This is a genomic window from Citrobacter sp. CFNIH10 (assembly GCF_002934585.1).
Taxonomy (GTDB): Bacteria; Pseudomonadota; Gammaproteobacteria; order Enterobacterales; family Enterobacteriaceae; genus Citrobacter_A; species Citrobacter_A amalonaticus.
Genome location: NZ_CP026216.1, coordinates 817,979 through 839,409, shown reverse-complemented (window position 1 = coordinate 839,409; position 21,431 = coordinate 817,979). Strand labels below are relative to the sequence as shown.

Here is a 21,431-nt window from a genome sequence, read left to right as displayed (position 1 = left end):
TAAAGATTGGCTGCCTTACATCCTTCGAGGAAGGGAAGAGAAACGAGAAAAGGCCGGATGGCGGTAGCGTTTTATCCGGCCTATAAAGAGGATCGCCATCCGGCAAATCACGTTACTGTGCTGTCGGGGCCTCATGCTGACGATGACGGGTCACAAAACCGAGGATAAAGCACATCACGAAGACGATAGCGTACAGGCCATTCGCGGTGAGCAAGGCCGCCTGAGGACCGCTGTGCGCCACGATAGGACCGGTGACGACAAACGTCAGCATGGTGCCGATGGTGCCGCAGGTCAGGACGAAGTTAACCAGTTTTGGCGAGGCTACGCGGGTTTGCTGCGAACCCAGGGTGATGATAGTGGTATAGATGGCGCTGGAGAAAAAGCCGAGAGCCAGAATAAACCACGGCATATGTTCAGGCGTCCCGGTGATGAACAGGTACATCAGCACGGTGGCCAGTGCCGCCAGTACAGTCAGAATGCGCTGCAAATCAAAGAAACGCAGAATGAAGCTGAATGCCCACATCCCAAACATGTATGACATCCAGAAGTTGCTGACCAGCGTACCGGCATCGTTCAGGCTCATCCCCAACCCTTTCGCGTACTCGGGTACCCAGGAGATAAAGCCCAACTGACCGAGGATGTAACACAGCGCAGCGACAGACAGAAACAGGACGCCAATGCCCCATTTCTCTTTCACGATGGGTGTATCGCTTTGCGGCGCGTGTTTGCCCAGCGGCGGGAATTCACAACCAAAGGTCAGAAGAAAAATAGCGACATAGACCAGACCGATGCAGGCGTACACCCAGTACCATTCGATGCTGCGCGCCAACAGGAACGCGGCGACCATCGGGAAAACCATCCCAGCCATGCTGAAGAAGGAGTCGGTAAACAACAGACGGGAGCCGCGCTGACGGCCTTCATACATCTGCGTAATCAGGAACGTACCAATGGACATGGTGATCCCGCTGACCAACCCCAGCACAAACATTGCGGCAGAGAATAAAGCCAGACTGTGGCTGAACATCAGACCGGCAACGGCCAGTACCATCAGGATAAAGCCAAAGCGCAGTTGCGTTTTCAGCGGAACAATTTCCATCAGCCAGGCATTAAGGAAAATGGAGATCAAGATACCGGCGTTCAGGAATGTGAAAGTGTTACTCATACTGGAAACTGGCAGCTGGAAATACTCTGCGATGTTTCCCATCACCATCCCGGTGACAATAACCAACGCACCGGTGAGGGCGTAGGAGAGAAAGCTAATCCATGTGAGCTTGATACGATTGCTGTTAGTCATGACTGGCCTGTAAATGGAAGTAAAGCGCATTGACGGCGCCGGGAACGGGCGGATTTTAGGCTTTTTAGTGATGCATTTAAACTTTTATCGGAAATTACAGGATCTGTTACATTTTTAAAGGTGACGTAAGTCACAATAATTAATGCTTTGATGAAGTTACATATGTTTCAGGTACGTAAAATTAGGTAAAGGGATGGCCTTGTCCCTGAAGGCTCTTTAGAATCAAACCACTGGCTTTTGTTACCGCTCTCCTAAAGGAAATCTCATGCTCAAATCGACCCTGGCGGCTGTTGCAGCTGTTTTCGCCCTTTCTGCTCTCTCTCCCGCAGCGCTGGCAGCAAAAGGGGATCCGCACGTTTTGCTGACGACCTCTGCAGGTAATATTGAACTGGAACTGAATAGCCAGAAAGCGCCTGTTTCAGTGCAAAACTTTGTCGATTATGTGAACAATGGTTTCTATAACAACACCACGTTTCACCGTGTAATTCCCGGCTTTATGGTCCAGGGCGGTGGCTTCACCGAGCAGATGCAGCAGAAGAAACCTAATCCCCCGATTAAAAACGAAGCCGATAATGGCTTGCGTAACACGCGCGGCACCATCGCGATGGCGCGTACTGCTGATAAAGACAGCGCGACCAGCCAGTTCTTTATCAACGTGGCCGATAATGCCTTCCTCGATCACGGCCAGCGTGATTTCGGCTATGCCGTATTTGGTAAAGTTGTGAAAGGGATGGAGGTGGCCGATAAGATTTCCCAGGTGCCGACCCATGATGTCGGCCCTTACCAGAATGTGCCGTCAAAACCAGTGGTTATCCTCTCCGCCAAAGTTCTGCCGTAATCCTTTCCCGCGCGGGCATTGCAGGCCCGCGTTGCTTTATCTTCCCTGCGTAACCGCGTTTTGCTGCTTATACTTGTGGCAAACACGGATCAATCAGGGAGGCGTAAAGTGAAAAAACTCACCGACAGGCAAAAATCCCGGCTCTGGGAACAGCAGCGCAACGTGAATTTCCAGGCCAGCCGCCGTCTTGAGGGCGTCGAAAGTCCGTTAGTCACGCTTAATCCCGCAGAGGCGCTGGCGCGTCTGGAAGAACTCCGGAGGCACTATGAGCGATAAAATCGGCGACGACCGCGATCCGTATCTTTACCCCGGACTGAATGTGATGCGTAACCGTCTGGGGATCCACCAGGTTGCACGTCTGGAACAGGCCGCTTATGAACTGACTGCACTACGAGCGGCGACTATCGAACTGGGCCCGGCGAAGCGCGGCTTGCCTCATCTGTGCGCGATTCATCGGCAGCTTTACCAGGACGTCTTTGACTGGGCGGGTCATCTGCGTGAAGTGGATATCTATCAGGGTGATACCCGTTTCTGCCATTTCGCGTACATCGAAAAAGAGGGAAATGCCCTGATGCAGGATCTGGAAGAAGAGGGCTACCTGATGGGGCTGCCAAAAGAGAAGTTCGTCAGTCGCCTTGCACATTATTACTGTGAGATCAACGTGCTACATCCGTTTCGTCTTGGCAGCGGCATGGCGCAGCGGATTTTCTTCGAACAGCTGGCTATTCATGCGGGGTATCTTCTTCACTGGGCAGATGTGCCGGTGGCGGAGTGGCGTCGGGCGAATCAGGAAGGGGCGATGGGCGACCTTAGCGCATTGCAGGCGATATTTCGTAAAGGGGTAAGCGAAGCCGAGGAAACTGAGTAGAATAGCGCGGTTTTCCTCGACCGGAGCCGCCATGATCCTGCTTATCGATAACTACGATTCTTTCACCTGGAACCTCTACCAGTATTTTTGTGAGCTGGGCGCTGACGTGCAGGTTAAGCGCAATGATGAATTGACGCTGTCGCAGATCGATGCGCTACAGCCGCAAAAAATCGTCATTTCGCCCGGTCCCTGCACCCCGGATGATGCGGGAATTTCGCTGGAGGTGATTCGCCACTATGCCGGACGTTTGCCGATACTGGGTGTCTGCCTGGGGCATCAGGCGATGGCGCAGGCTTTTGGCGCAACGATCGTACGCGCCGAAAAAGTGATGCACGGAAAAACGTCGCCCATCCACCATACGGGACAGGGCGTGTTTCAGGGGTTAACTAACCCGCTTACCGTCACCCGCTATCACTCGCTCATCATCGACCCCACCACACTGCCAGACTGCTTTGAGGTGACCGCCTGGAGCGAAACACAGGAAATTATGGGGATTCGCCATACGATGTGGGATCTGGAAGGGGTGCAGTTCCACCCGGAGAGTATTCTCAGCGAGCAGGGACATCAATTGCTGGCAAATTTCCTCAATCGGTGATTTGTGGTTGCTATCGTGTGATTTTTTATGCATATTTTGTGATTATATTTTCACATTCATTTTTGCATAACTGGATGGGCACGAGATGGCAACTGAACAAACGGCAGTAACCCGGGCAACTTTCGATGAAGTCATTCTGCCGATTTATGCACCGGCGGAATTTATTCCGGTAAAAGGCAAAGGCAGCCGGATCTGGGATCAGCAGGGCAAAGACTATGTTGATTTCGCGGGCGGAATTGCGGTGACCGCGCTGGGGCATTGCCATCCTGTACTGGTCGATGCGTTAAAAGCGCAGGGCGAAACGCTCTGGCATACCAGTAACGTCTTCACCAACGAACCCGCGCTGCGTCTGGGACGAAAAATAATCGATGCCACCTTTGCTGAGCGCGTGCTGTTTATGAACTCGGGAACAGAAGCCAACGAAACGGCGTTCAAGCTGGCGCGTCATTACGCCTGCGTGCGCCATAGCCCGTTCAAAACCAAAATCATTGCCTTTCATAACGCGTTCCACGGTCGCTCGTTGTTTACCGTCACGGTGGGTGGTCAGCCGAAGTATTCCGATGGCTTTGGGCCGAAACCGGCGGATATCATCCATGTACCGTTTAACGATCTCCATGCGGTGAAAGCGGTGATGGATGACCATACCTGCGCGGTGGTGGTTGAGCCGGTACAGGGAGAAGGTGGCGTTCTGGCCGCGACGCCGGAGTTCCTGCAAGGGCTGCGCGAGCTCTGCGACGAGCACCAGGCATTGCTGGTGTTTGATGAAGTACAAAGCGGAATGGGGCGTACCGGCGATCTGTTTGCCTATATGCACTATGGCGTGACGCCGGATATCCTCACCAGCGCGAAAGCGCTGGGCGGCGGCTTCCCGGTGAGCGCGGTATTGACGACGCAGGAAATCGCCTCGGCGTTTCATGTCGGCTCTCATGGTTCGACCTACGGCGGTAACCCGCTGGCCTGCGCGGTGGCGGAAGCCGCGTTCGACATCATCAACACGCCAGAGGTTCTGGGAGGCGTGAGTGCAAAACGCCAGAGATTCGTTCAACATCTGCAGCAGATTGATGAGCAGTACCACGTGTTCAGCGATATTCGCGGTATGGGGCTGCTGATTGGGGCCGAGCTGAAATCACAATACAAAGGGCGTGCGCGTGATTTCCTCTATGCGGCAGCCGACGCGGGTGTGATGGTGTTGAATGCCGGTCCAGATGTGATGCGCTTTGCCCCATCGCTGGTGGTGGAAGAGGCGGATATCGACGAAGGGATGCAGCGTTTTGCACAGGCTGTCGCGAAGGTTGCCAGGGCTTAATTGATCGTTCTCATAAAGACTCAGGGTTATAAATCACCCTGGGTTTATTATTTCAAAATTAGTGAGGTTATTTTAACGGATGTTGTTAATAGATTTCATATTCATTTGGTTTTTATAAATCTGTAAATCATATATATAATATATGGCATTTAAAGATAACTTATTGTTTAGGTAGAGTGTTATTTTTGAACGATAATAATGTATGGGCGATGGAAGGAGGATAATTACATGGTGAAGGGAATGACTTCAGGAATAACGTCAGGAATGACGAAGAAAATGGATAGCAGCGTGCTTGAGCAAAGAATAACAAGAAGAGTGAGGCTTATATTTTATGGTGGTTCAAAGAGTCCGAGGGATAATTCTGCGTTTGAATTTGCGGCTAAAAACATTAAAAAGGATTATGAGAGAGCGTATCCTCATAATATTGTCATTGCTATATTTGTTGATGCAGCAAAAACAGTAGTTGATAAGATTAATGAACAAAAGACAGGAAAAATAGAGTCACTTGATTTACTTTTTCACGGAACCGAAAGAGGACTCTATATGTATAAGGGCGCATCGCTTGATCCTAAAGGTGGCTTTTCAGGTGAAGATATCGAAGATAACGATTTAAATGCAAGTTTGTACGCTGGTCGTATTCGAAAATGGCTGGGCGATGACAAAGGTGATGAGGCAAGAGCAGTTAACGATATTGACTTTACTAAATTCAGTCCAGAAGGCGCTATTATTGAAATTCATGGATGTAAATCAGGTAATGATACCGATCCGTTGACCGATAGTATTACTAAAAACCTTTCCGAAGAACTGGCAAATGGATATGTTATCGGTCATACAACTAAGGCTAATCCAAATATTAATAGTGGCAAGAAAACGTCCAGAGAACAACAGGATTATCGTCATGGGCAAAGAGCTATATGGAAAGATGGTAAGGTAATAAAAATAACAGATAAAAAAGGAATGTTAACCTTGAAGGATTTCGTATGACAAGATTATTTTCCTTTTTTATCCTGCTCCTGAGTGGTTGCGATTCGTCTGCGGAAAAAATAGGGATTTATACTGTAGATATGGAGTATGCCTGTGAGTGTACGAGCTATAGAATATTTAAAGCAACTGTTTTGAAGGATGCTAACAAAGCATCAGAGCCTAATGATATATTCAGAGTTAATGAGGATATCAGCAGAGCTTATAAAACTGTTTTGACAAGGAATGATAGGTTTTTATTATCGAGTACACATTCATTGTCTGGAGTAGAGGTTTCGCTTATTTTTCATAACAAGGATTTACAGACAGCATTCGAAAAAACGGAACCCTACTATGGTAAATGCTATATCTATTATTTTGAAGGCAGGTTTAATAATGACAGATTGAAATTTGATGAGGATGGCGATCAATCAAATGAATTTGTTGTTGATAATTATAAGTTTATACTTCAATCGACTGATTGTATAAAACATGTATATGGCAATAGTTGATGATTAGAACGATGCAGCTAAATGCGGGCATGACGAAAATTATTAACTCTTACTATCCCGTAACCGGCGGCTGAGCCAGATCCCATGGTGCGGCCGCTGACGCCATGCGACAGACGAGATAGTGTGCATTGTGTTCAGGTGCCCCAGCACGCGTTGCAGATGCTGTTCCAGCGTGCTTAAGGGGCCGTGGGTGAGCGCTTCAGGCGCTTCCAGAATATTCACATCCCCCGAACTGCCCGGCCCGTCGTACTCCAGCCGCTGCTGACAGCGTTGGATGGCAATTTCGCACGATTGCAGATATCGCTGCGCCAGTTCCGGCGTCAGCATCGTATGCTCACGCGCCAGCGTGGTCATGGCATTGATATGTTCGACGATAAACTGACTGTGCGTCACCCACAGCTTCATGTCCGCCAGGTAGTGCGTGTTAAAGCCTGGCTCCTGCATCGCCTGATTCAGTGAGTTAAACAGCGTGTTGTGCGCCTGATTGACGCGCATACGCTGATAAGCCAGCGGTGTGGCCTGCGGATCGTCACTCAGAATCAGACGAATCGCTTCCTGATCGGCCTCCAGCGCATCATGTGCGTTTTTACGCAACAGTCCGCTCTGCCATTGTGGCCATAACCAAACGGTGCCGCCAAACGCAATCAGGCAGCCTATCACCGTGTCGACAAATCGCGGAATGATGAACTGTTCGCCGTCCAGCGTCAGGAGTTGCAGGGTGTACACCGCCGTGACGGTAAATCCCACGGTCGCCCAGCCGTAGTTTTTGCGGATGGTCAGATAGCTGACCAGGGTGATCACCAGCATCAGCGCCAGCGTATATCCTTCAGGAATATGAAAGTGCAGTGTTACGCCTGCGATAATCAGCCCCACCAGCGTTCCCGCCGAACGGTGCAGAATACGCACGCGGGTGGCGCCGTAACCGTTTTGCGTCACAAACAGCACCGTCATCAGGATCCAGTAAGGCTTCGGCAGATGCAGCGCGGTTCCCATCAGACTGGCGATGCTGAGCATGACGCTGATCCGCCCGGCGCTGCGGAGTGCCGGAGATTTCAGCGAGAGGTAGTTTTTCAACGCCGGCAGCAGCGGTAGCCGACGCTGCTTATCGGCCATCAGATCGCGGGCGTACAATGGTCGCTGGGTGCGCAGTACGCGGGCGATACGGCTGAAGTGCCAGTAACAGAACTGCCCGACGGGGTTATCCGGATGCTGATGAGCAATTTTTTCCAGCGCGCCAATCTGCTTTTGCATGGTGAACCGCGTCGGCAGCCGGTGATACAGAATGTCATCCGCCAGTACGCGCAGGCGAGCGGCGACCGTTTGCGCCGTCCAGCGTATCACCTGCTCCGCGTGACTGCGCTCGACCAGCTTTTGCACCTCTTCCGGTTGATGCAAACTGACGGAGATATGTTCCTGCAGATCCAGCGCTTCCTGAAAGGCGCGCAGCATCCGCTTATAGTCATTATTGTGATGCGCCGACAGCATGTGCATCTGCTGATAGCACTGGGTGATGAGGTCGACGGCCTTCTGCTGGCGCACCAGAAGCGGCGGCAGGGCTTTTTCCGGGTCGGTATGCTGGGTCAGCATGCTGTATTTCGCTTCGCAGTAATCCGCCAGTTCCCGGTACAGCAGGCTCAGCGACTCGCGCAGCGGCTGTTCGCGCCAGAGCCAGAACCAGAACCAGTTAAACAAGCCATACCACAGCGTGCCCAGCGCGTAGATCAGCAGCGGTTCCCAGACCGGCATATTTCCCGCGAGGCTCAGTGTGAAAATCGCCGCGATCAGCGAGGCCGGAAGCAAACGCGCGTGAAGGGAGCTCAATTCAGCGGTGACGCCGAGCGTGAGCGTCAGGCCGGTCAGGATCAGGGGTAACGGCACCGCTTGCGTCAGCAGCAGCTGCATGATCAGGCTACAGCCGGCAAACAGCGATGCACCGATAATCAGACGTTTGAAAAAGCGTTTGTGCGGAGTATCAAGCCCGGCAATGTTGCAGCAGGCGGGAACGAGAGAGAAGAGCAGGCCCAGATGTAACTGCCCGATGATCAGTCCGACGGCCACGGGCAAACAGAGCACCAGCGTTTGACGTAGTGCATAATTGATTTCTGGGTGATAAATCAGTCTGCGCCACATTGGCAAAACAAAAATGACGCGCTAGCGGGTAGCGCGTCATTTCCGATGAGATTAACGAGTGCCGTAAACGACGATCGTTTTACCGTGAGCGGAGATCAGGTTCTGATCTTCCAGCATCTTCAGAATACGACCAACGGTTTCGCGAGAGCAGCCAACGATCTGGCCAATCTCCTGGCGAGTGATTTTGATCTGCATGCCGTCCGGGTGAGTCATCGCATCAGGTTGTTTCGCCAGATTCAGCAGAGTCTGGGCGATACGACCGGTCACGTCGAGGAAGGCCAGGTTACCGACTTTCTCTGAAGTGACTTGCAGACGGCGAGCCATTTGGGAAGAGAGGCGCATCAGAATATCCGGGTTCACCTGGATCAACTGACGGAATTTCTTGTAAGAAATTTCAGCCACTTCACACGCTGTTTTCGCCCGAACCCATGCGCTACGTTCCTGGCCTTCTTCAAACAGGCCCAGTTCGCCAATAAAATCACCCTGATTCAGATAAGAAAGGATCATTTCTTTCCCTTCCTCATCCTTAATCAACACTGCCACTGAGCCCTTAACGATGTAGTACAACGTTTCTGCTTTTTCACCCTGGTGAATCAGCGTGCTCTTGGACGGGTACTTATGAATGTGGCAATGAGACAAGAACCATTCAAGTGTCGGGTCTGTTTGCGGTTTGCCAAGCACCATGCGCGATTATCCTCTGTTATAAGCTGTCTCCAGAGCCAAAAAATGCCGCTGTCTCTGGGGTTGCAAAAATGTGCTTCCCGCGTCCTGGGAAGAGGCTGTCAAAAACTCACTGCAGCCTTTAATGTGAAGTCCTCTGCATACATGCAGTACATCAATGTATTACTGTAGCATCCTGACTGTTTTAGCATAGCTTTAGCCGTGTGTCTCCTGGTGTCTCGCTTCAGCATGACGGAGGTCGCCTTCCGTTGCGAGAATTGTTATGTACGCGTAATCTGTCAGGAAAATTGACGCACTGGAGTTAAAAAATATGCAAGCGCGTGTTAAATGGGTTGAGGGGTTAACCTTCCTTGGTGAGTCGGCTTCCGGACACCAGATTTTGATGGACGGTAACTCTGGTGATAAAGCGCCGAGCCCGATGGAAATGGTGTTGATGGCAGCGGGCGGTTGCAGCGCCATTGACGTGGTTTCTATCCTGCAAAAAGGCCGTCAGGATGTGACGAACTGCGAAGTGAAACTGACGTCAGAACGTCGCGAAGAGGCGCCACGCCTGTTCACCCACATCAATCTGCACTTTATTGTCACCGGTAACGATCTGAAAGATGCCGCCGTTTCGCGTGCGGTCGACCTGTCAGCGGAGAAGTACTGCTCTGTGGCGCTGATGCTGGGAAAAGCGGTCAACATTACCCATTCATATGAAGTGATTGCGGCGTAATTTTTCCTGTCGCCGGATGGCGGCTAGCGCCTGGTCCGGCCTACAGATCCCTGATTTGTAGGCTCGATAAGCGTAGCGCCATCGCGCACTTCCCATCGTTTATTCGATCTTCTTGCCTTCCATCAGTCGCTGCACCAGCGGCAACATGATGAGTTCCATTGCCAGCCCCATTTTGCCGCCAGGTACCACCAATGTATTGATGTGGGAAATGAATGACCCCTGCAGCATCGCCAGCAACCAGGGGAAATCGATTCCTTCCAGATTACGGAAATGAATCACGACAAAGCTCTCATCCAGTGATGGAATGCCTTTGGCCGCGAATGGGTTCGAGGTGTCGACGGTGGGAACGCGCTGGAAGTTAATATGGGTGCGGGAGAACTGCGGCGTGATGTAGTTGATATAGTCGTCCATCGAACGCACCACCGAATCCATCACCGCCTCACGAGAATGGCCTCGTTCGCTGGTGTCGCGGATAAGCTTCTGGATCCACTCCAGGTTAACGATGGGGACCACGCCGACCAGGAGATCAACATGTCTTGCGACCTCATGCTGGGGCGTGACGACGCCGCCGTGCAGGCCTTCATAGAACAATACGTCGGTGGGTTCCGGCAGGGGTTGCCACGGGGTAAACGTCCCCGGTACCTGATTCCATGGCACGGCTTCATCATAGGTATGCAGATATTTACGCGACTGGCCTTTGCCCGTCTGACCGTACTCAATAAACGTCTGCTCCAGTAGACCGAAGTCATTGGCGTCGGGCCCAAAATAGCTGATGTGGCGTCCGGCGTCGCGTGCTTTGCGGATCGCCATATCCATTTCCGGACGGGTATAGCGGTGAAAACTGTCGCCTTCCACCTCGGCTGCGCGCAGGTTGAGCTGCGCAAAAATTTTACGGAACGCGAGGCTGGTGGTGGTGGTCCCCGCGCCGCTGGATCCTGTTACCGCAATCACCGGATGTTTGGCAGACATGTTAACTCCATCAATAAATTGATTTTTTATTATAGTCGGCCGATAGCGTGCGGGTTATTCGCGAAATTGCTTGCGCGGCATGATATTGACGGTTTCGTGCAACTCAGACCACACCAGCACCGCTTCGCCACACTGTAACTGGCGTTTGACGTCGGCGACTTTTTGTTCAAGGGTACGTTCATGTTCACCATAATCGGTACCTTCGCGCAACACAAAGCTTTCGATCAGATTGTCCAGCGTCTCGGGGGAAAGGTCCTGCCAGGGGATTTGCATGATTAGGCCTCCAGATACGGTGTCAGCCAGTCAGGGATGCGCGATTCCAGCCACATTTCTGGCCGACGTAGCGTCCCGCCAATAAATCCAACGTGCCCGCCATGTTCGGTTAACTGATATTCCACCTGCGGCGGTAAATCTTCTGCTTTGGGGATCACATGATGATCCATAAACGGGTCGTCTTTCGCGTGAATGATCAGCGTCGGAATGGCGATGTCGCTGAGCAAGGGCATGGCACTGCACTGACGATAGTAGTCGATAGCATCGGCGAAGCCGTGAATTTTGGCAGTGATCAGATCGTCAAACTCACGGATCCGGCGCAGGGACTTCAACTGCGCCAGGCTCACCGGCAGCGAGCCTGGATAAGCCGCCAGCTTGCGCGATGCGTTAGCTTTCAGCAGGTTGAGCAGATAGCGCTGATAAATACGGGAAAAGCCTTTATCCATATGATAGCTGCAGGCTTCCAGTACAAAGGGAGCCGAGACAATGACCGCCGCATCAAGCGGGATGTTTTTCCCTTCTTTAGCCAGCAGGCATGCCAACATATTTCCGCCGAGCGAATAGCCTACGGCGGCCGTCGGCGCGTGGCCAAATTCCCGCTGCAACCAGCCTAAGAACCAGGTTCCGTCTTCGGTTTCACCGGAGTGATAAATACGGTTCAGGCGATTCGGTTCGCCGCTGCAACCGCGAAAGTGCATCACCACGCCAAGCCAGCCACGATTCTTTGCCGCTTCAATCAGGCCATGTGCGTACGGACTGTTCAGGCTGCCTTCCAGACCATGAAAGACCACCAGGCGCGGCTTGTGCTTCGCCTGATGCGGATCTTCACTCCATGCCAGATCGACAAAGTCGCCGTCGGGCAATTCCAGACGCTGCCAGTGGGCGTCGAAATTCACCTTTCGGCGGATCAAACGCGGCAACATGGTCTGTAGATGGCAGTTACTGATACCGCGCATCGGGCGAAATTCGTCACTGCTGCCATTTGGCATCTCTGGGTCGTGAAGGATTACGTGTGTCATCACCGTTACTCGCTCAGCATCTGCTCAAGCTGTTCCTGGGCGTCCAGCCAGGCCAGTTCGCACGCTTCCAGCCCGGCTTTGGCGCTGGCCTGCTGTTGCAGACATTCCGTCAGCTCGGCTTTGCGGCTCTGGTCGTAAAGTTCGCTGTCACCCAGCTTCTCTTCTGCCTGCGCCAGCTGTGCGTTCAGCTTCTCCATCTCTTTTTCCAGACGGGCGATCTCTTTACGCAGCGGCTGGGTTTGCGTCCGCAGTTCAGCTTCCCGACGCTTCTGATCTTTACGCGCTTGCGCGCTGTTGATGTTCTCTTTTGGCGTCTCGTCGGACTGGCTTTCCTGCTTCTGCACATCGCTCAGCCACTGCTGATAATCTTCCAGATCGCCATCGAACGGCTCGACCTTGCGGTCATGCACCAGATACAGGTCGTCGGTTGTGGAGCGCAGCAAATGGCGGTCGTGCGATACGACCACCAGCGCGCCTTCAAATTCAATCAGCGCTTCGGTTAATGCCTGGCGCATGTCGAGATCAAGGTGGTTAGTCGGTTCATCGAGCAGCAGCAGGTTCGGACGCTGCCAGACGATCAGCGCCAGCACCAGTCGCGCTTTTTCACCGCCGGAGAAACGACGCGTCTCTTCGCTGACTTTATCGCCCTGAAAGCCGAAGCCACCCAGGTAATCGCGTAGTTTCTGTTCCAGTTCTTGTGGCGCCAGTCGCACCAGATGCTGCAACGGCGACTCATCCGCGCGCAAATACTCAAGTTGATGCTGGGCGAAATACCCGAGCTTAATGCCTTTTGCCAGGCCAATTTCACCGCTCACCGGCGCGAGTTCGCCCGCCAACAGTTTAATGAGCGTGGATTTACCCGCACCGTTACGTCCCAGCAAACCAATACGCGATCCTGGCACCAGGTTCAGTTTGATTGAATCCAGAATGATGCGTTCGCCGTAACCGGCGCTCACTTTCTCCATCTTCAAGAGCGGATTCGGCAGGCTTTCCGGCGCGCGGAAGCTGAAATGGAACGGGTTATCGACATGCGCCGGGGCAATCAGCTCCATGCGTTCCAGCATCTTAATACGGCTCTGTGCCTGTTTTGCTTTCGTGGCTTTGGCGCGGAAGCGATCGATATAGCTTTGCAGATGCGCCACGCGCTCCTGCTGGCTTTCATACATCGCCTGTTGCTGGGCCAGACGCGTGGCACGCTGGATTTCAAACGCGCTGTAGTTGCCGGTGTACTCGAACATCGTTTGCTGTTCGATATGAATGATTTTATCCACAACCGGATCGAGGAAATCACGGTCGTGAGAGATCAGAATCAGAGTGCCCTGATAGCTCTTTAGCCATTTTTCCAGCCAGATAACCGCATCCAGATCGAGGTGGTTGGTTGGTTCATCGAGCAGGAGGAGATCGGAGCGACAAATCAGCGCCTGAGCCAGGTTGAGACGCATACGCCAGCCGCCGGAAAAGTCGCTGACTGGACGTTCCAGTTGTTCATTAGAGAAACCGAGACCATGCAACAGGCTGGCTGCACGGGAGCGTACGGTCCAGGCGTCGATGGCATCCAGCTTGCCGTGGACGGTGGCAATGGCGTGTCCGTCGTTACGTTCGTTAGCGTCATGCAACTGGGCTTCCAGTTGACGATATTCGCGGTCACCGTCAATAACATATTCCAGCGCGGGCTGGGGCAGAGCTGGTGTTTCCTGATTCACCCACGCCAGCTGCCAGCTACCGGGAAAGCTAAAACCGCCGGCATCTGCGCTGATTTCATTTTTCAGCAATGCCAGCAGGGTAGATTTCCCGCAGCCGTTCTTACCCACCAGGCCCACTTTCTGGCCCGGATTGATGGTGGCAGTGGCATTGTCCAGTAAGACGCGCACGCCGCGACGAATTTGTAACGAGGAGAAAACAATCATAAGGCGCCGTATGTTCAGACTATGTTAATTTATCATTATGATAATGTTAGGTGTGGGCCATTTTCCGCACCGGGCCGCAATGGTAGCCCAAAACGACGACGATACACAAAAACAGAAATAAACCGGGAGGGGGATGATGTCTCAGCCAGCAAAGGTCTTGCTGCTGTATGCCCATCCGGAATCTCAGGACTCGGTGGCTAACCGGGTACTGCTTAAGCCGGCCACGCAGCTCAGCAACGTTACGGTGCACGATCTCTACGCGCACTATCCTGATTTTTTTATCGATATCCCGCATGAGCAGGCGCTACTGCGTGAGCATGACGTGATCGTGTTTCAGCATCCGCTGTACACCTATAGCTGTCCGGCGTTGCTGAAAGAGTGGCTGGACCGCGTATTGAGCCGTGGCTTTGCCAGCGGCCCCGGGGGAAATCAGTTAGCGGGAAAGTACTGGCGGAGCGTGATAACAACCGGGGAACCGGAGAGCGCCTATCGCTATGACGCGCTGAATCGCTATCCGATGAGCGATGTACTACGGCCATTCGAACTGACGGCAGGGATGTGCCGGATGCACTGGTTGAGTCCCATTATTATCTACTGGGCCAGACGACAAAGCGCGCAGGAGCTGGAAAGCCATGCAAAAGCGTATGGCGACTGGCTTGCTCATCCCGTTCCTGTGGGAGGCCGCTGATGGAAGGTTCCGATTTAATGCTGGCAGGAGTGCTGTTTCTCTTCGCGGCGGTGGCTGCGGTGCCTTTGGCATCGCGGCTGGGGATTGGCGCGGTATTGGGCTATTTGCTTGCGGGGATTGCTATTGGTCCGTGGGGGCTGGGGTTCATCAGCGACGTAGATGAGATTCTCCACTTCTCTGAACTCGGCGTCGTGTTTCTGATGTTTATTATTGGGCTGGAGCTGAACCCGTCGAAGCTCTGGCAGCTTCGGCGTTCTATCTTTGGCGTGGGTGCGGCGCAGGTTCTGCTGAGTGCGGCGCTGTTGGCCGGACTGCTAATGTTGACCGATTTCTCGTGGCCTGCGGCGGTCGTCGGCGGGATAGGCCTGGCAATGTCTTCCACTGCGATGGCACTACAACTGATGCGCGAAAAAGGGATGAATCGCAGCGAATCCGGGCAGTTGGGCTTTTCGGTTTTGCTGTTCCAGGATCTGGCGGTGATCCCGGCGCTCGCGCTGGTACCGCTGTTAGCCGGTTCGGCTGATGAAGACTTTGACTGGATGAAGATCGGTATGAAGGTGCTGGCGTTTGCTGGCATGCTGATTGGTGGACGCTATCTGCTGCGTCCGGTGTTCCGGTTTATTGCCGCCTCCGGCGTGCGTGAAGTGTTTACCGCCGCCACGCTGCTGCTGGTGCTGGGATCGGCATTGTTTATGGATGCGCTGGGGCTGTCGATGGCGCTCGGCACGTTTATCGCCGGGGTGCTGTTAGCGGAAAGCGAATATCGGCATGAGCTGGAAACCGCGATCGATCCGTTTAAAGGACTGCTGCTGGGTCTCTTCTTTATTTCTGTCGGGATGTCACTCAATCTGGGCGTGCTGTATACCCATCTGCTGTGGGTTGTGGCAAGCGTGGTGGTGTTGGTGGCGGTCAAAACGTTGGTGCTTTATCTGCTGGCGCGACTGTACGGCCTGCGCAGTTCTGAAAGAATGCAGTTTGCGGGCGTGTTGAGCCAGGGCGGAGAATTCGCTTTTGTGCTGTTCTCAACCGCGTCGTCGCAGCGGTTGTTTCAGGGCGATCAGATGGCGCTTTTGCTGGTGACCGTCACGTTGTCGATGATGACCACGCCGATGCTGATGAAGCTTATCGATAAATGGCTGTCCCGTCAGCTTAACGGCCCGGATGAAGAAGATGAAATGCCGTGGGTTGAGGATGATAAGCCGCAGGTCATCGTAGTGGGCTTTGGTCGTTTTGGTCAGGTTATCGGCCGTTTGCTGATGGCGAATAAAATGCGCATTACCGTGCTGGAGCGGGACATCAGCGCGGTGAACCTGATGCGTAAATATGGCTATAAGGTCTATTACGGCGATGCGACGCAGGTGGATCTGCTACGTTCCGCGGGCGCAGAGGCGGCGGAATCTATCGTCATTACCTGTAATGAACCGGAAGATACGATGAAGCTGGTGGCGATCTGTCAGCAGCATTTCCCGCATTTGCATATTCTTGCGCGAGCGCGCGGACGTGTTGAAGCGCATGAGTTATTACAGGCAGGGGTATCACAGTTTTCCCGTGAGACCTTTTCCAGTGCGCTGGAACTGGGACGCAAAACGCTGGTGTCGTTGGGGATGCATCCCCATCAGGCGCAGCGGGCGCAACTGCATTTCCGCCGGCTGGATATGCGGATGCTGAGGGAGCTCATCCCAATGCATGCTGATACGGTACAAATCTCTCGCGCCAGAGAAGCCAGACGCGAGCTGGAGGAGATTTTCCAGCGCGAGATGCAACAAGAACGACGCCAACTGGATGGCTGGGATGAATTCGAATAGAGGATAAGTATGGCAATCCGTAAACGTTTTATTGCAGGGGCGAAATGCCCTTCCTGCCAGGCGCAGGATTCTCTGGCGATGTGGCGCGAGAATAATATCGATATTGTTGAATGCGTTAAGTGCGGACATCAGATGCGGGAAGCGGATAAAGAAGTCCGCGATCACGTTCGCAAAGAAGAGCAAGTGATTGGGATCTTTCATCCAGACTAGCGATATGGCCCGAGATTTTTTAAGCTAAAGGGTACACAGGTGCAGATTTCCGCTACAATCTGCGCCAGCAATTTTCCCACGCTCAGGAGATATCATGAAAGTAGCAAAAGACCTGGTGGTCAGCCTGGCCTATCAGGTACGTACAGAAGACGGTGTGTTGGTTGATGAGTCTCCGGTGAGTGCACCGCTGGACTACCTGCATGGTCACGGTTCCCTGATCTCTGGCCTGGAAACAGCGCTGGAAGGTCACGATGTTGGCGACAAATTCGATGTTGCAGTAGGCGCGAACGACGCTTACGGCCAGTATGATGAAAACCTGGTGCAGCGCGTTCCTAAAGACGTCTTCATGGGCGTTGACGAACTGCAGGTTGGCATGCGTTTCCTGGCGGAAACTGACCAGGGTCCGGTACCGGTTGAAATTACCGAAGTGGAAGACGACCACGTTGTGGTTGACGGCAACCACATGCTGGCGGGTCAGAATCTGAAATTCAACGTTGAAGTTGTGGCGATCCGCGAAGCGACCGAAGAAGAACTGGCTCACGGCCACGTTCACGGTGCGCACGGTCACGACCATGACCACGATCACGACGGCTGCTGCGGCGGTCACGGCCATGATCACGGTCACGAGCACGGCGGCGAAGGCTGCTGCGGTGGCGGCGGTAAAGGCAACGGCGGCTGCGGTTGCCACTAATACCCGTCGTCTTTCAAACCACCGCAGCGTTGGCTGCGCTTTCGAACCCCGGTCACATAGTTTTCTATGCTCCCGGGGCTTGCTCAAGCTTGCCGCCTTGCGGTGACTCGAAATCCTTTGGGTATTTATGAGACCGTCCGATAAGTGTTGGTGCCATCGGATACAAGAAAGCGGGTTTAACCCGCTTTTTTTACGTCTCAATAATGAGGCGGTGGCGTCTCTTCGGCCTGGGAGGCGATGTGGGAAGGCTGGCTCGCTTTGAGCTTTTCCGTCAGCAGTCGCAGATGATCGCGCAATTTGGCCATTTCCATCTCGTGAGCGGTTACCGTTACGTTGAGCTCTTCAATGGTGATTTCCTGAAAAGCCAGCCGACTTTCCAGCTCGGCCAGCCGGGTTTCCATCGTTGTGTCCTGCATGATTCACCTCATCGATTGTCTCTGGTCGCGGCGGATTCTACTTAACTTTGTCTGAATACACAGCCCTGATTCAGTCTTATCGAAACTAATTTAAACAAAAAGAGTCTCAAAAGTAGCGAGAATCAGGCATGTCCGTATGTTGATTTGTTCAACAACGCTTTATAGTACGCTTCTCATAGTAAAGTTAACCATGGGGTGAGATGCCCCGGCCCTGGAGATATGGATGAAATCACTGTTTAAAGTCACTTTGCTGGCGACCACGATGGCCGTTACTCTGCACGCCCCGATCACCTTCGCAGCGGACGCCGCAAAACCGGCCGCCGCCGCTGCTGACAGCAAAGCTGCGTTCAAAAATGACGACCAGAAATCGGCTTACGCACTGGGTGCATCGCTGGGTCGCTATATGGAAAACTCCCTGAAAGAACAGGAAAAACTGGGCATCAAACTGGACAAAGACCAGCTGATCGCCGGTGTGCAGGATGCGTTTGCTAATAAGAGCAAACTGTCTGACCAGGAAATCGAGCAGACTCTGCAGGCTTTTGAAGCACGTGTGAAAGCTTCCGCCCAGGCGAAGATGGAAAAAGACGCGGCTGACAACGAAGCCAAAGGTAAAGAGTTCCGCACCAAGTTTGCGAAAGAGAAAGATGTGAAGACCTCTTCGACTGGACTGCTCTACAAAGTTGAGAAAGCCGGTACAGGCGAAGCGCCGAAAGACAGCGACACGGTGGTGGTGAACTACAAAGGTACGCTGATCGACGGTAAAGAGTTTGATAACTCCTACACCCGTGGCGAACCGCTCTCTTTCCGTCTGGACGGTGTGATCCCTGGCTGGACTGAAGGTCTGAAGAACATTAAGAAAGGTGGGAAGATTAAGATGGTCATCCCACCAGAACTGGCTTACGGTAAAACCGGCGTTCCGGGGATCCCGGCTAACTCCACGCTGGTATTCGACGTAGAACTGTTGGACATCAAGCCAGCACCGAAGGCGGATGCCAAGCCAGAAGCAGCAGCTGAAGCTGATGCAAAAGCAGCAGATGCCGCTAAAAAATAAAAACTGAGAACCGCCGCCGAACAGAGCGGCGGTTTTTTTTGTGCAGGCCGGATATAATTAATAGTGGAAAGTGGAACCACCACTGTATTAATTTAATCATCCAAAAAATTAATGAGCCTGCCCTGAAAACATAACGACAGGCTCCTGAAAAGGAGTGTTTTTTTTCATGTCCAGGTCGCTTTTAACCAACGAAACCAGTGAGCTTGATTTACTGGATCAACGTCCTTTCGATCAAACCGACTTTGATATTCTGAAATCCTACGAAGCGGTGGTGGACGGGTTAGCGATGCTCATTGGTTCCCACTGTGAAATCGTTTTGCACTCTTTGCAGGATTTGAAATGTTCCGCCATTCGCATTGCCAACGGCGAACATACGGGACGAAAAATCGGTTCGCCGATTACTGACCTTGCGTTACGGATGCTGCACGATATGACCGGTGCAGATAGCAGCGTCTCCAAATGCTACTTTACCCGTGCGAAAAGCGGCGTTCTGATGAAGTCAGTGACGATTGCCATTCGCAATCGCGAGCATCGTGTGATTGGTCTGCTGTGCATCAACATGAACCTTGATGTCCCGTTTTCGCAGATCATGAATACCTTTATTCCCCCGGAGACCCCGGAAGTGGGATCGTCTGTAAACTTCGCCTCTTCCGTGGAAGATCTGGTGACGCAGACGCTGGAGTTCACCATTGAAGAGGTGAACGCCGATCGTAATGTCTCCAATAATGCCAAGAACCGCCAGATCGTCCTGAATCTGTATGAGAAGGGTATCTTCGATATTAAGGATGCCATCAATCAGGTCGCCGATCGTCTGAACATCTCCAAGCACACCGTGTACCTCTATATTCGCCAGTTCAAGAGCGGCGACTTTCAGGGGCAAGATAAGTAATGCGTTTTGCCATTGTGGTTACCGGTCCGGCGTATGGTACCCAGCAGGCGAGCAGCGCATTGCAGTTTGCTCAGGCTTTGCTTGAAGAAGGCCATACGTTAAGCAGCGTCTTTTTCTATCGGGAAGGGGTGTATAACGCCAACCAGTTGACCTCTCCGGCCAGTGATGAATTTGATCTGGTCCGGGCATGGCAACAGATGAATACACAGCATGGCGTTGAGCTGAACATTTGTGTGGCGGCGGCGCTGCGCCGCGGTGTGGTAGATGAAACTGAAGCGGGCCGACTGGGACTGGCGTCCGCCAATCTGCAGCCGGGTTTTACCCTCAGCGGACTGGGCGCGTTGGCACAAGCCTCATTGACCTGCGATCGCGTGGTACAGTTTTGATGAAACGTATTGCCTTTGTCTTTTCCACCGTGCCGCACGGTAGTGCTTCTGGCCGTGAAGGGCTGGACGCGCTGTTGGCGACGTCGGCGTTAACAGAAGAGATCGGCGTCTTCTTTATAGGTGATGGCGTCTTTCAGATCCTGCAGGAACAAAAGCCGGATGTGATTCTGGCCCGCAACTATATTGCGACCTTCAAACTGCTGGGATTGTACGATATCGAACAGTGCTGGTTATGCGCCGCCTCGCTGCGCGAGCGTGGACTCGAAGAAGGGGCCAGTTTTGTCGTTGAGACGACGCCGCTGGAACCAGACGCGCTGCGTCGTGAACTGGGCAACTACGATGTCATCCTGAGATTCTGAGGTTTTCATGCTGCATACTTTACACCGCTCCGCGTGGCACTCTGATTTCTCTGCAATCCTGCGCCTGCTTGCAGAAGGGGATGAACTTTTGTTGCTCCAGGATGGCGTTACCGCCGCAGTCGAAGGCTGTCGCTTCCTTGAAAGCCTGCAAAACACCCCCATAACGGTATATGCACTGAAAGAAGACATTGACGCTCGGGGTTTGGGTGGTCAAATTTCAGACAGTGTCGTCAGGGTTGACTATACTGACTTCGTCAGACTTACGGTTAAGCACGCCAGCCAGATGGCCTGGTGATTGTGTGATCGTTGTATATTTCTTGACACCTTTTCGACACCGCCCTAAAATTCGGCGTCCTCATATTGTATGAGGTCGTTTTATTACGTGTTTACGAAGCAAAAGCTAAAACCAGGAGCTATTTAATGGCAACAGTTAACCAGCTGGTACGCAAACCACGCGCTCGCAAAGTTGCAAAAAGCAACGTGCCTGCGCTGGAAGCATGCCCGCAAAAACGTGGTGTATGTACTCGTGTATATACTACCACTCCTAAAAAACCGAACTCCGCACTGCGTAAAGTATGCCGTGTTCGTCTGACTAACGGTTTCGAAGTGACTTCCTACATCGGTGGTGAAGGTCACAACCTGCAGGAGCACTCCGTGATCCTGATCCGTGGCGGTCGTGTTAAAGACCTCCCGGGTGTTCGTTACCACACCGTACGCGGTGCGCTTGACTGCTCCGGCGTTAAAGACCGTAAGCAAGCTCGCTCCAAGTATGGCGTGAAGCGTCCTAAGGCTTAATGGTTCTCCGTTAAGTAAGGCCAAACGTTTTAACTTAAATGTCAAACTAAACTCGTAGAGTTTTGGACAATCCT

General features: G+C 52.8%; 26 protein-coding genes. 18 read left to right on the top strand and 8 right to left on the bottom strand.

The genetic code is table 11. From position 1 onward, the window contains the following. Positions 1–112: 112 nt before the first annotated feature. A complete protein-coding gene (gene tsgA, locus C2U53_RS07505; protein WP_044253471.1) occupies positions 113–1,294 on the bottom strand; it encodes an MFS transporter TsgA in 1,182 nt (393 codons plus the stop codon). Between the two features lie 265 nt (positions 1,295–1,559). On the opposite strand from tsgA, the gene ppiA reads away from it, so the two are divergent. The 7 genes from ppiA (at position 1,560) to C2U53_RS07470 (ending at position 6,373) form a co-directional block, all read left to right on the top strand. After that, the gene (ppiA, locus tag C2U53_RS07500) at positions 1,560–2,132 is read left to right on the top strand and encodes a peptidylprolyl isomerase A (protein ID WP_042998400.1); all 573 of its coding nucleotides are present in this window, start codon (positions 1,560–1,562) and stop codon (positions 2,130–2,132) included. 108 nt (positions 2,133–2,240) lie between these two features. Further along, positions 2,241–2,408 carry a YhfG family protein gene (locus C2U53_RS07495; protein WP_044263790.1) on the top strand — a complete coding sequence of 56 codons (168 nt, stop codon included), beginning with the start codon at positions 2,241–2,243 and terminating at the stop codon, positions 2,406–2,408. Further along, positions 2,398–3,000, top strand: coding sequence for a putative adenosine monophosphate-protein transferase Fic (locus C2U53_RS07490; RefSeq protein WP_042998398.1), 603 nt, complete (start codon positions 2,398–2,400; stop codon positions 2,998–3,000). The genes C2U53_RS07495 and C2U53_RS07490 overlap by 11 nt, the downstream gene beginning before the upstream one ends. Positions 3,001–3,031: 31 nt before the next feature. Next, on the top strand, positions 3,032–3,595 hold the full coding sequence (gene pabA, locus C2U53_RS07485; protein WP_104445765.1) for an aminodeoxychorismate synthase component 2: 564 nt from the start codon (positions 3,032–3,034) through the stop codon (positions 3,593–3,595). 85 nt (positions 3,596–3,680) lie between these two features. Next, positions 3,681–4,901, top strand: coding sequence for an aspartate aminotransferase family protein (locus C2U53_RS07480; RefSeq protein WP_104445764.1), 1,221 nt, complete (start codon positions 3,681–3,683; stop codon positions 4,899–4,901). Positions 4,902–5,129: 228 nt separating this feature from the next. Further along, the gene (locus tag C2U53_RS07475; protein WP_210437021.1) at positions 5,130–5,885 is read left to right on the top strand and encodes a hypothetical protein; all 756 of its coding nucleotides are present in this window, start codon (positions 5,130–5,132) and stop codon (positions 5,883–5,885) included. Next, positions 5,882–6,373 (top strand): hypothetical protein, encoded by a 492-nt coding sequence (locus tag C2U53_RS07470; protein ID WP_104445763.1) that lies wholly within the window; start codon positions 5,882–5,884, stop codon positions 6,371–6,373. The genes C2U53_RS07475 and C2U53_RS07470 overlap by 4 nt, the downstream gene beginning before the upstream one ends. A gap of 42 nt (positions 6,374–6,415) precedes the next feature. Here C2U53_RS07470 and C2U53_RS07465 read toward each other — a convergent pair whose 3' ends face one another. Together C2U53_RS07465 and crp are read right to left on the bottom strand one after the other, a co-directional pair. Then, positions 6,416–8,503, bottom strand: a complete 2,088-nt coding sequence (locus C2U53_RS07465) for a YccS/YhfK family putative transporter (protein ID WP_104445762.1) — start codon at positions 8,501–8,503, stop codon at positions 6,416–6,418. Between the two features lie 51 nt (positions 8,504–8,554). Then, positions 8,555–9,187, bottom strand: coding sequence for a cAMP-activated global transcriptional regulator CRP (gene crp, locus C2U53_RS07460; RefSeq protein ID WP_000242758.1), 633 nt, complete (start codon positions 9,185–9,187; stop codon positions 8,555–8,557). A 307-nt stretch (positions 9,188–9,494) separates the two neighbouring features. Here crp and C2U53_RS07445 point away from each other — a divergent pair, with 307 nt between their 5' ends. After that, positions 9,495–9,899: an OsmC family protein gene (locus tag C2U53_RS07445; protein WP_042998393.1), complete on the top strand. Its 405-nt coding sequence runs from the start codon at positions 9,495–9,497 to the stop codon at positions 9,897–9,899. A 99-nt stretch (positions 9,900–9,998) separates the two neighbouring features. Here C2U53_RS07445 and C2U53_RS07440 read toward each other — a convergent pair whose 3' ends face one another. From C2U53_RS07440 to C2U53_RS07425, 4 genes are read right to left on the bottom strand one after another with little or no spacing between them, the layout of a single operon-like run. Then, the gene (locus tag C2U53_RS07440; protein ID WP_042998392.1) at positions 9,999–10,868 is read right to left on the bottom strand and encodes a phosphoribulokinase; all 870 of its coding nucleotides are present in this window, start codon (positions 10,866–10,868) and stop codon (positions 9,999–10,001) included. A gap of 54 nt (positions 10,869–10,922) precedes the next feature. After that, positions 10,923–11,141: a YheU family protein gene (locus C2U53_RS07435; RefSeq protein WP_042998391.1), complete on the bottom strand. Its 219-nt coding sequence runs from the start codon at positions 11,139–11,141 to the stop codon at positions 10,923–10,925. Between the two features lie 2 nt (positions 11,142–11,143). Further along, complete coding sequence (locus C2U53_RS07430; RefSeq protein WP_080721655.1) at positions 11,144–12,160, bottom strand: hydrolase; 1,017 nt, start codon at positions 12,158–12,160, stop codon at positions 11,144–11,146. Between the two features lie 5 nt (positions 12,161–12,165). Further along, positions 12,166–14,067, bottom strand: a complete 1,902-nt coding sequence (locus C2U53_RS07425) for an ABC transporter ATP-binding protein (RefSeq protein WP_090050284.1) — start codon at positions 14,065–14,067, stop codon at positions 12,166–12,168. A gap of 136 nt (positions 14,068–14,203) precedes the next feature. On the opposite strand from C2U53_RS07425, the gene kefG reads away from it, so the two are divergent. The 4 genes from kefG (at position 14,204) to slyD (ending at position 17,461) form a co-directional block, all read left to right on the top strand. Beyond that, positions 14,204–14,755: a glutathione-regulated potassium-efflux system ancillary protein KefG gene (kefG, locus tag C2U53_RS07415; RefSeq protein ID WP_042322810.1), complete on the top strand. Its 552-nt coding sequence runs from the start codon at positions 14,204–14,206 to the stop codon at positions 14,753–14,755. After that, complete coding sequence (kefB, locus tag C2U53_RS07410; protein ID WP_044263783.1) at positions 14,755–16,560, top strand: glutathione-regulated potassium-efflux system protein KefB; 1,806 nt, start codon at positions 14,755–14,757, stop codon at positions 16,558–16,560. The genes kefG and kefB overlap by 1 nt, the downstream gene beginning before the upstream one ends. Positions 16,561–16,569: 9 nt before the next feature. Continuing rightward, on the top strand, positions 16,570–16,770 hold the full coding sequence (locus tag C2U53_RS07405) for a YheV family putative zinc ribbon protein (protein WP_042998388.1): 201 nt from the start codon (positions 16,570–16,572) through the stop codon (positions 16,768–16,770). Positions 16,771–16,864: 94 nt separating this feature from the next. After that, complete coding sequence (gene slyD, locus C2U53_RS07400; protein ID WP_042322804.1) at positions 16,865–17,461, top strand: peptidylprolyl isomerase; 597 nt, start codon at positions 16,865–16,867, stop codon at positions 17,459–17,461. Positions 17,462–17,658: 197 nt separating this feature from the next. Here the strand turns inward: slyD and C2U53_RS07395 are convergent, their stop codons facing one another. Beyond that, entirely contained in the window at positions 17,659–17,877 is a 219-nt protein-coding gene (locus tag C2U53_RS07395) for a protein SlyX (protein WP_042998387.1), read from the bottom strand. Positions 17,878–18,100: 223 nt separating this feature from the next. Here C2U53_RS07395 and fkpA point away from each other — a divergent pair, with 223 nt between their 5' ends. The 6 genes from fkpA (at position 18,101) to rpsL (ending at position 21,357) form a co-directional block, all read left to right on the top strand. Continuing rightward, entirely contained in the window at positions 18,101–18,928 is an 828-nt protein-coding gene (fkpA, locus tag C2U53_RS07390; RefSeq protein WP_104445761.1) for an FKBP-type peptidyl-prolyl cis-trans isomerase, read from the top strand. A gap of 166 nt (positions 18,929–19,094) precedes the next feature. Beyond that, positions 19,095–19,817, top strand: coding sequence for a transcriptional regulator (locus C2U53_RS07385; RefSeq protein ID WP_042286247.1), 723 nt, complete (start codon positions 19,095–19,097; stop codon positions 19,815–19,817). After that, a complete protein-coding gene (gene tusD, locus C2U53_RS07380; protein ID WP_042998385.1) occupies positions 19,817–20,203 on the top strand; it encodes a sulfurtransferase complex subunit TusD in 387 nt (128 codons plus the stop codon). The genes C2U53_RS07385 and tusD overlap by 1 nt, the downstream gene beginning before the upstream one ends. Further along, the gene (tusC, locus tag C2U53_RS07375; protein ID WP_042998384.1) at positions 20,203–20,562 is read left to right on the top strand and encodes a sulfurtransferase complex subunit TusC; all 360 of its coding nucleotides are present in this window, start codon (positions 20,203–20,205) and stop codon (positions 20,560–20,562) included. The genes tusD and tusC overlap by 1 nt, the downstream gene beginning before the upstream one ends. Positions 20,563–20,569: 7 nt before the next feature. After that, the gene (tusB, locus tag C2U53_RS07370) at positions 20,570–20,857 is read left to right on the top strand and encodes a sulfurtransferase complex subunit TusB (RefSeq protein WP_042998383.1); all 288 of its coding nucleotides are present in this window, start codon (positions 20,570–20,572) and stop codon (positions 20,855–20,857) included. 125 nt (positions 20,858–20,982) lie between these two features. Further along, positions 20,983–21,357, top strand: coding sequence for a 30S ribosomal protein S12 (gene rpsL, locus C2U53_RS07365; protein ID WP_000246815.1), 375 nt, complete (start codon positions 20,983–20,985; stop codon positions 21,355–21,357). Positions 21,358–21,431: the final 74 nt, after the last annotated feature.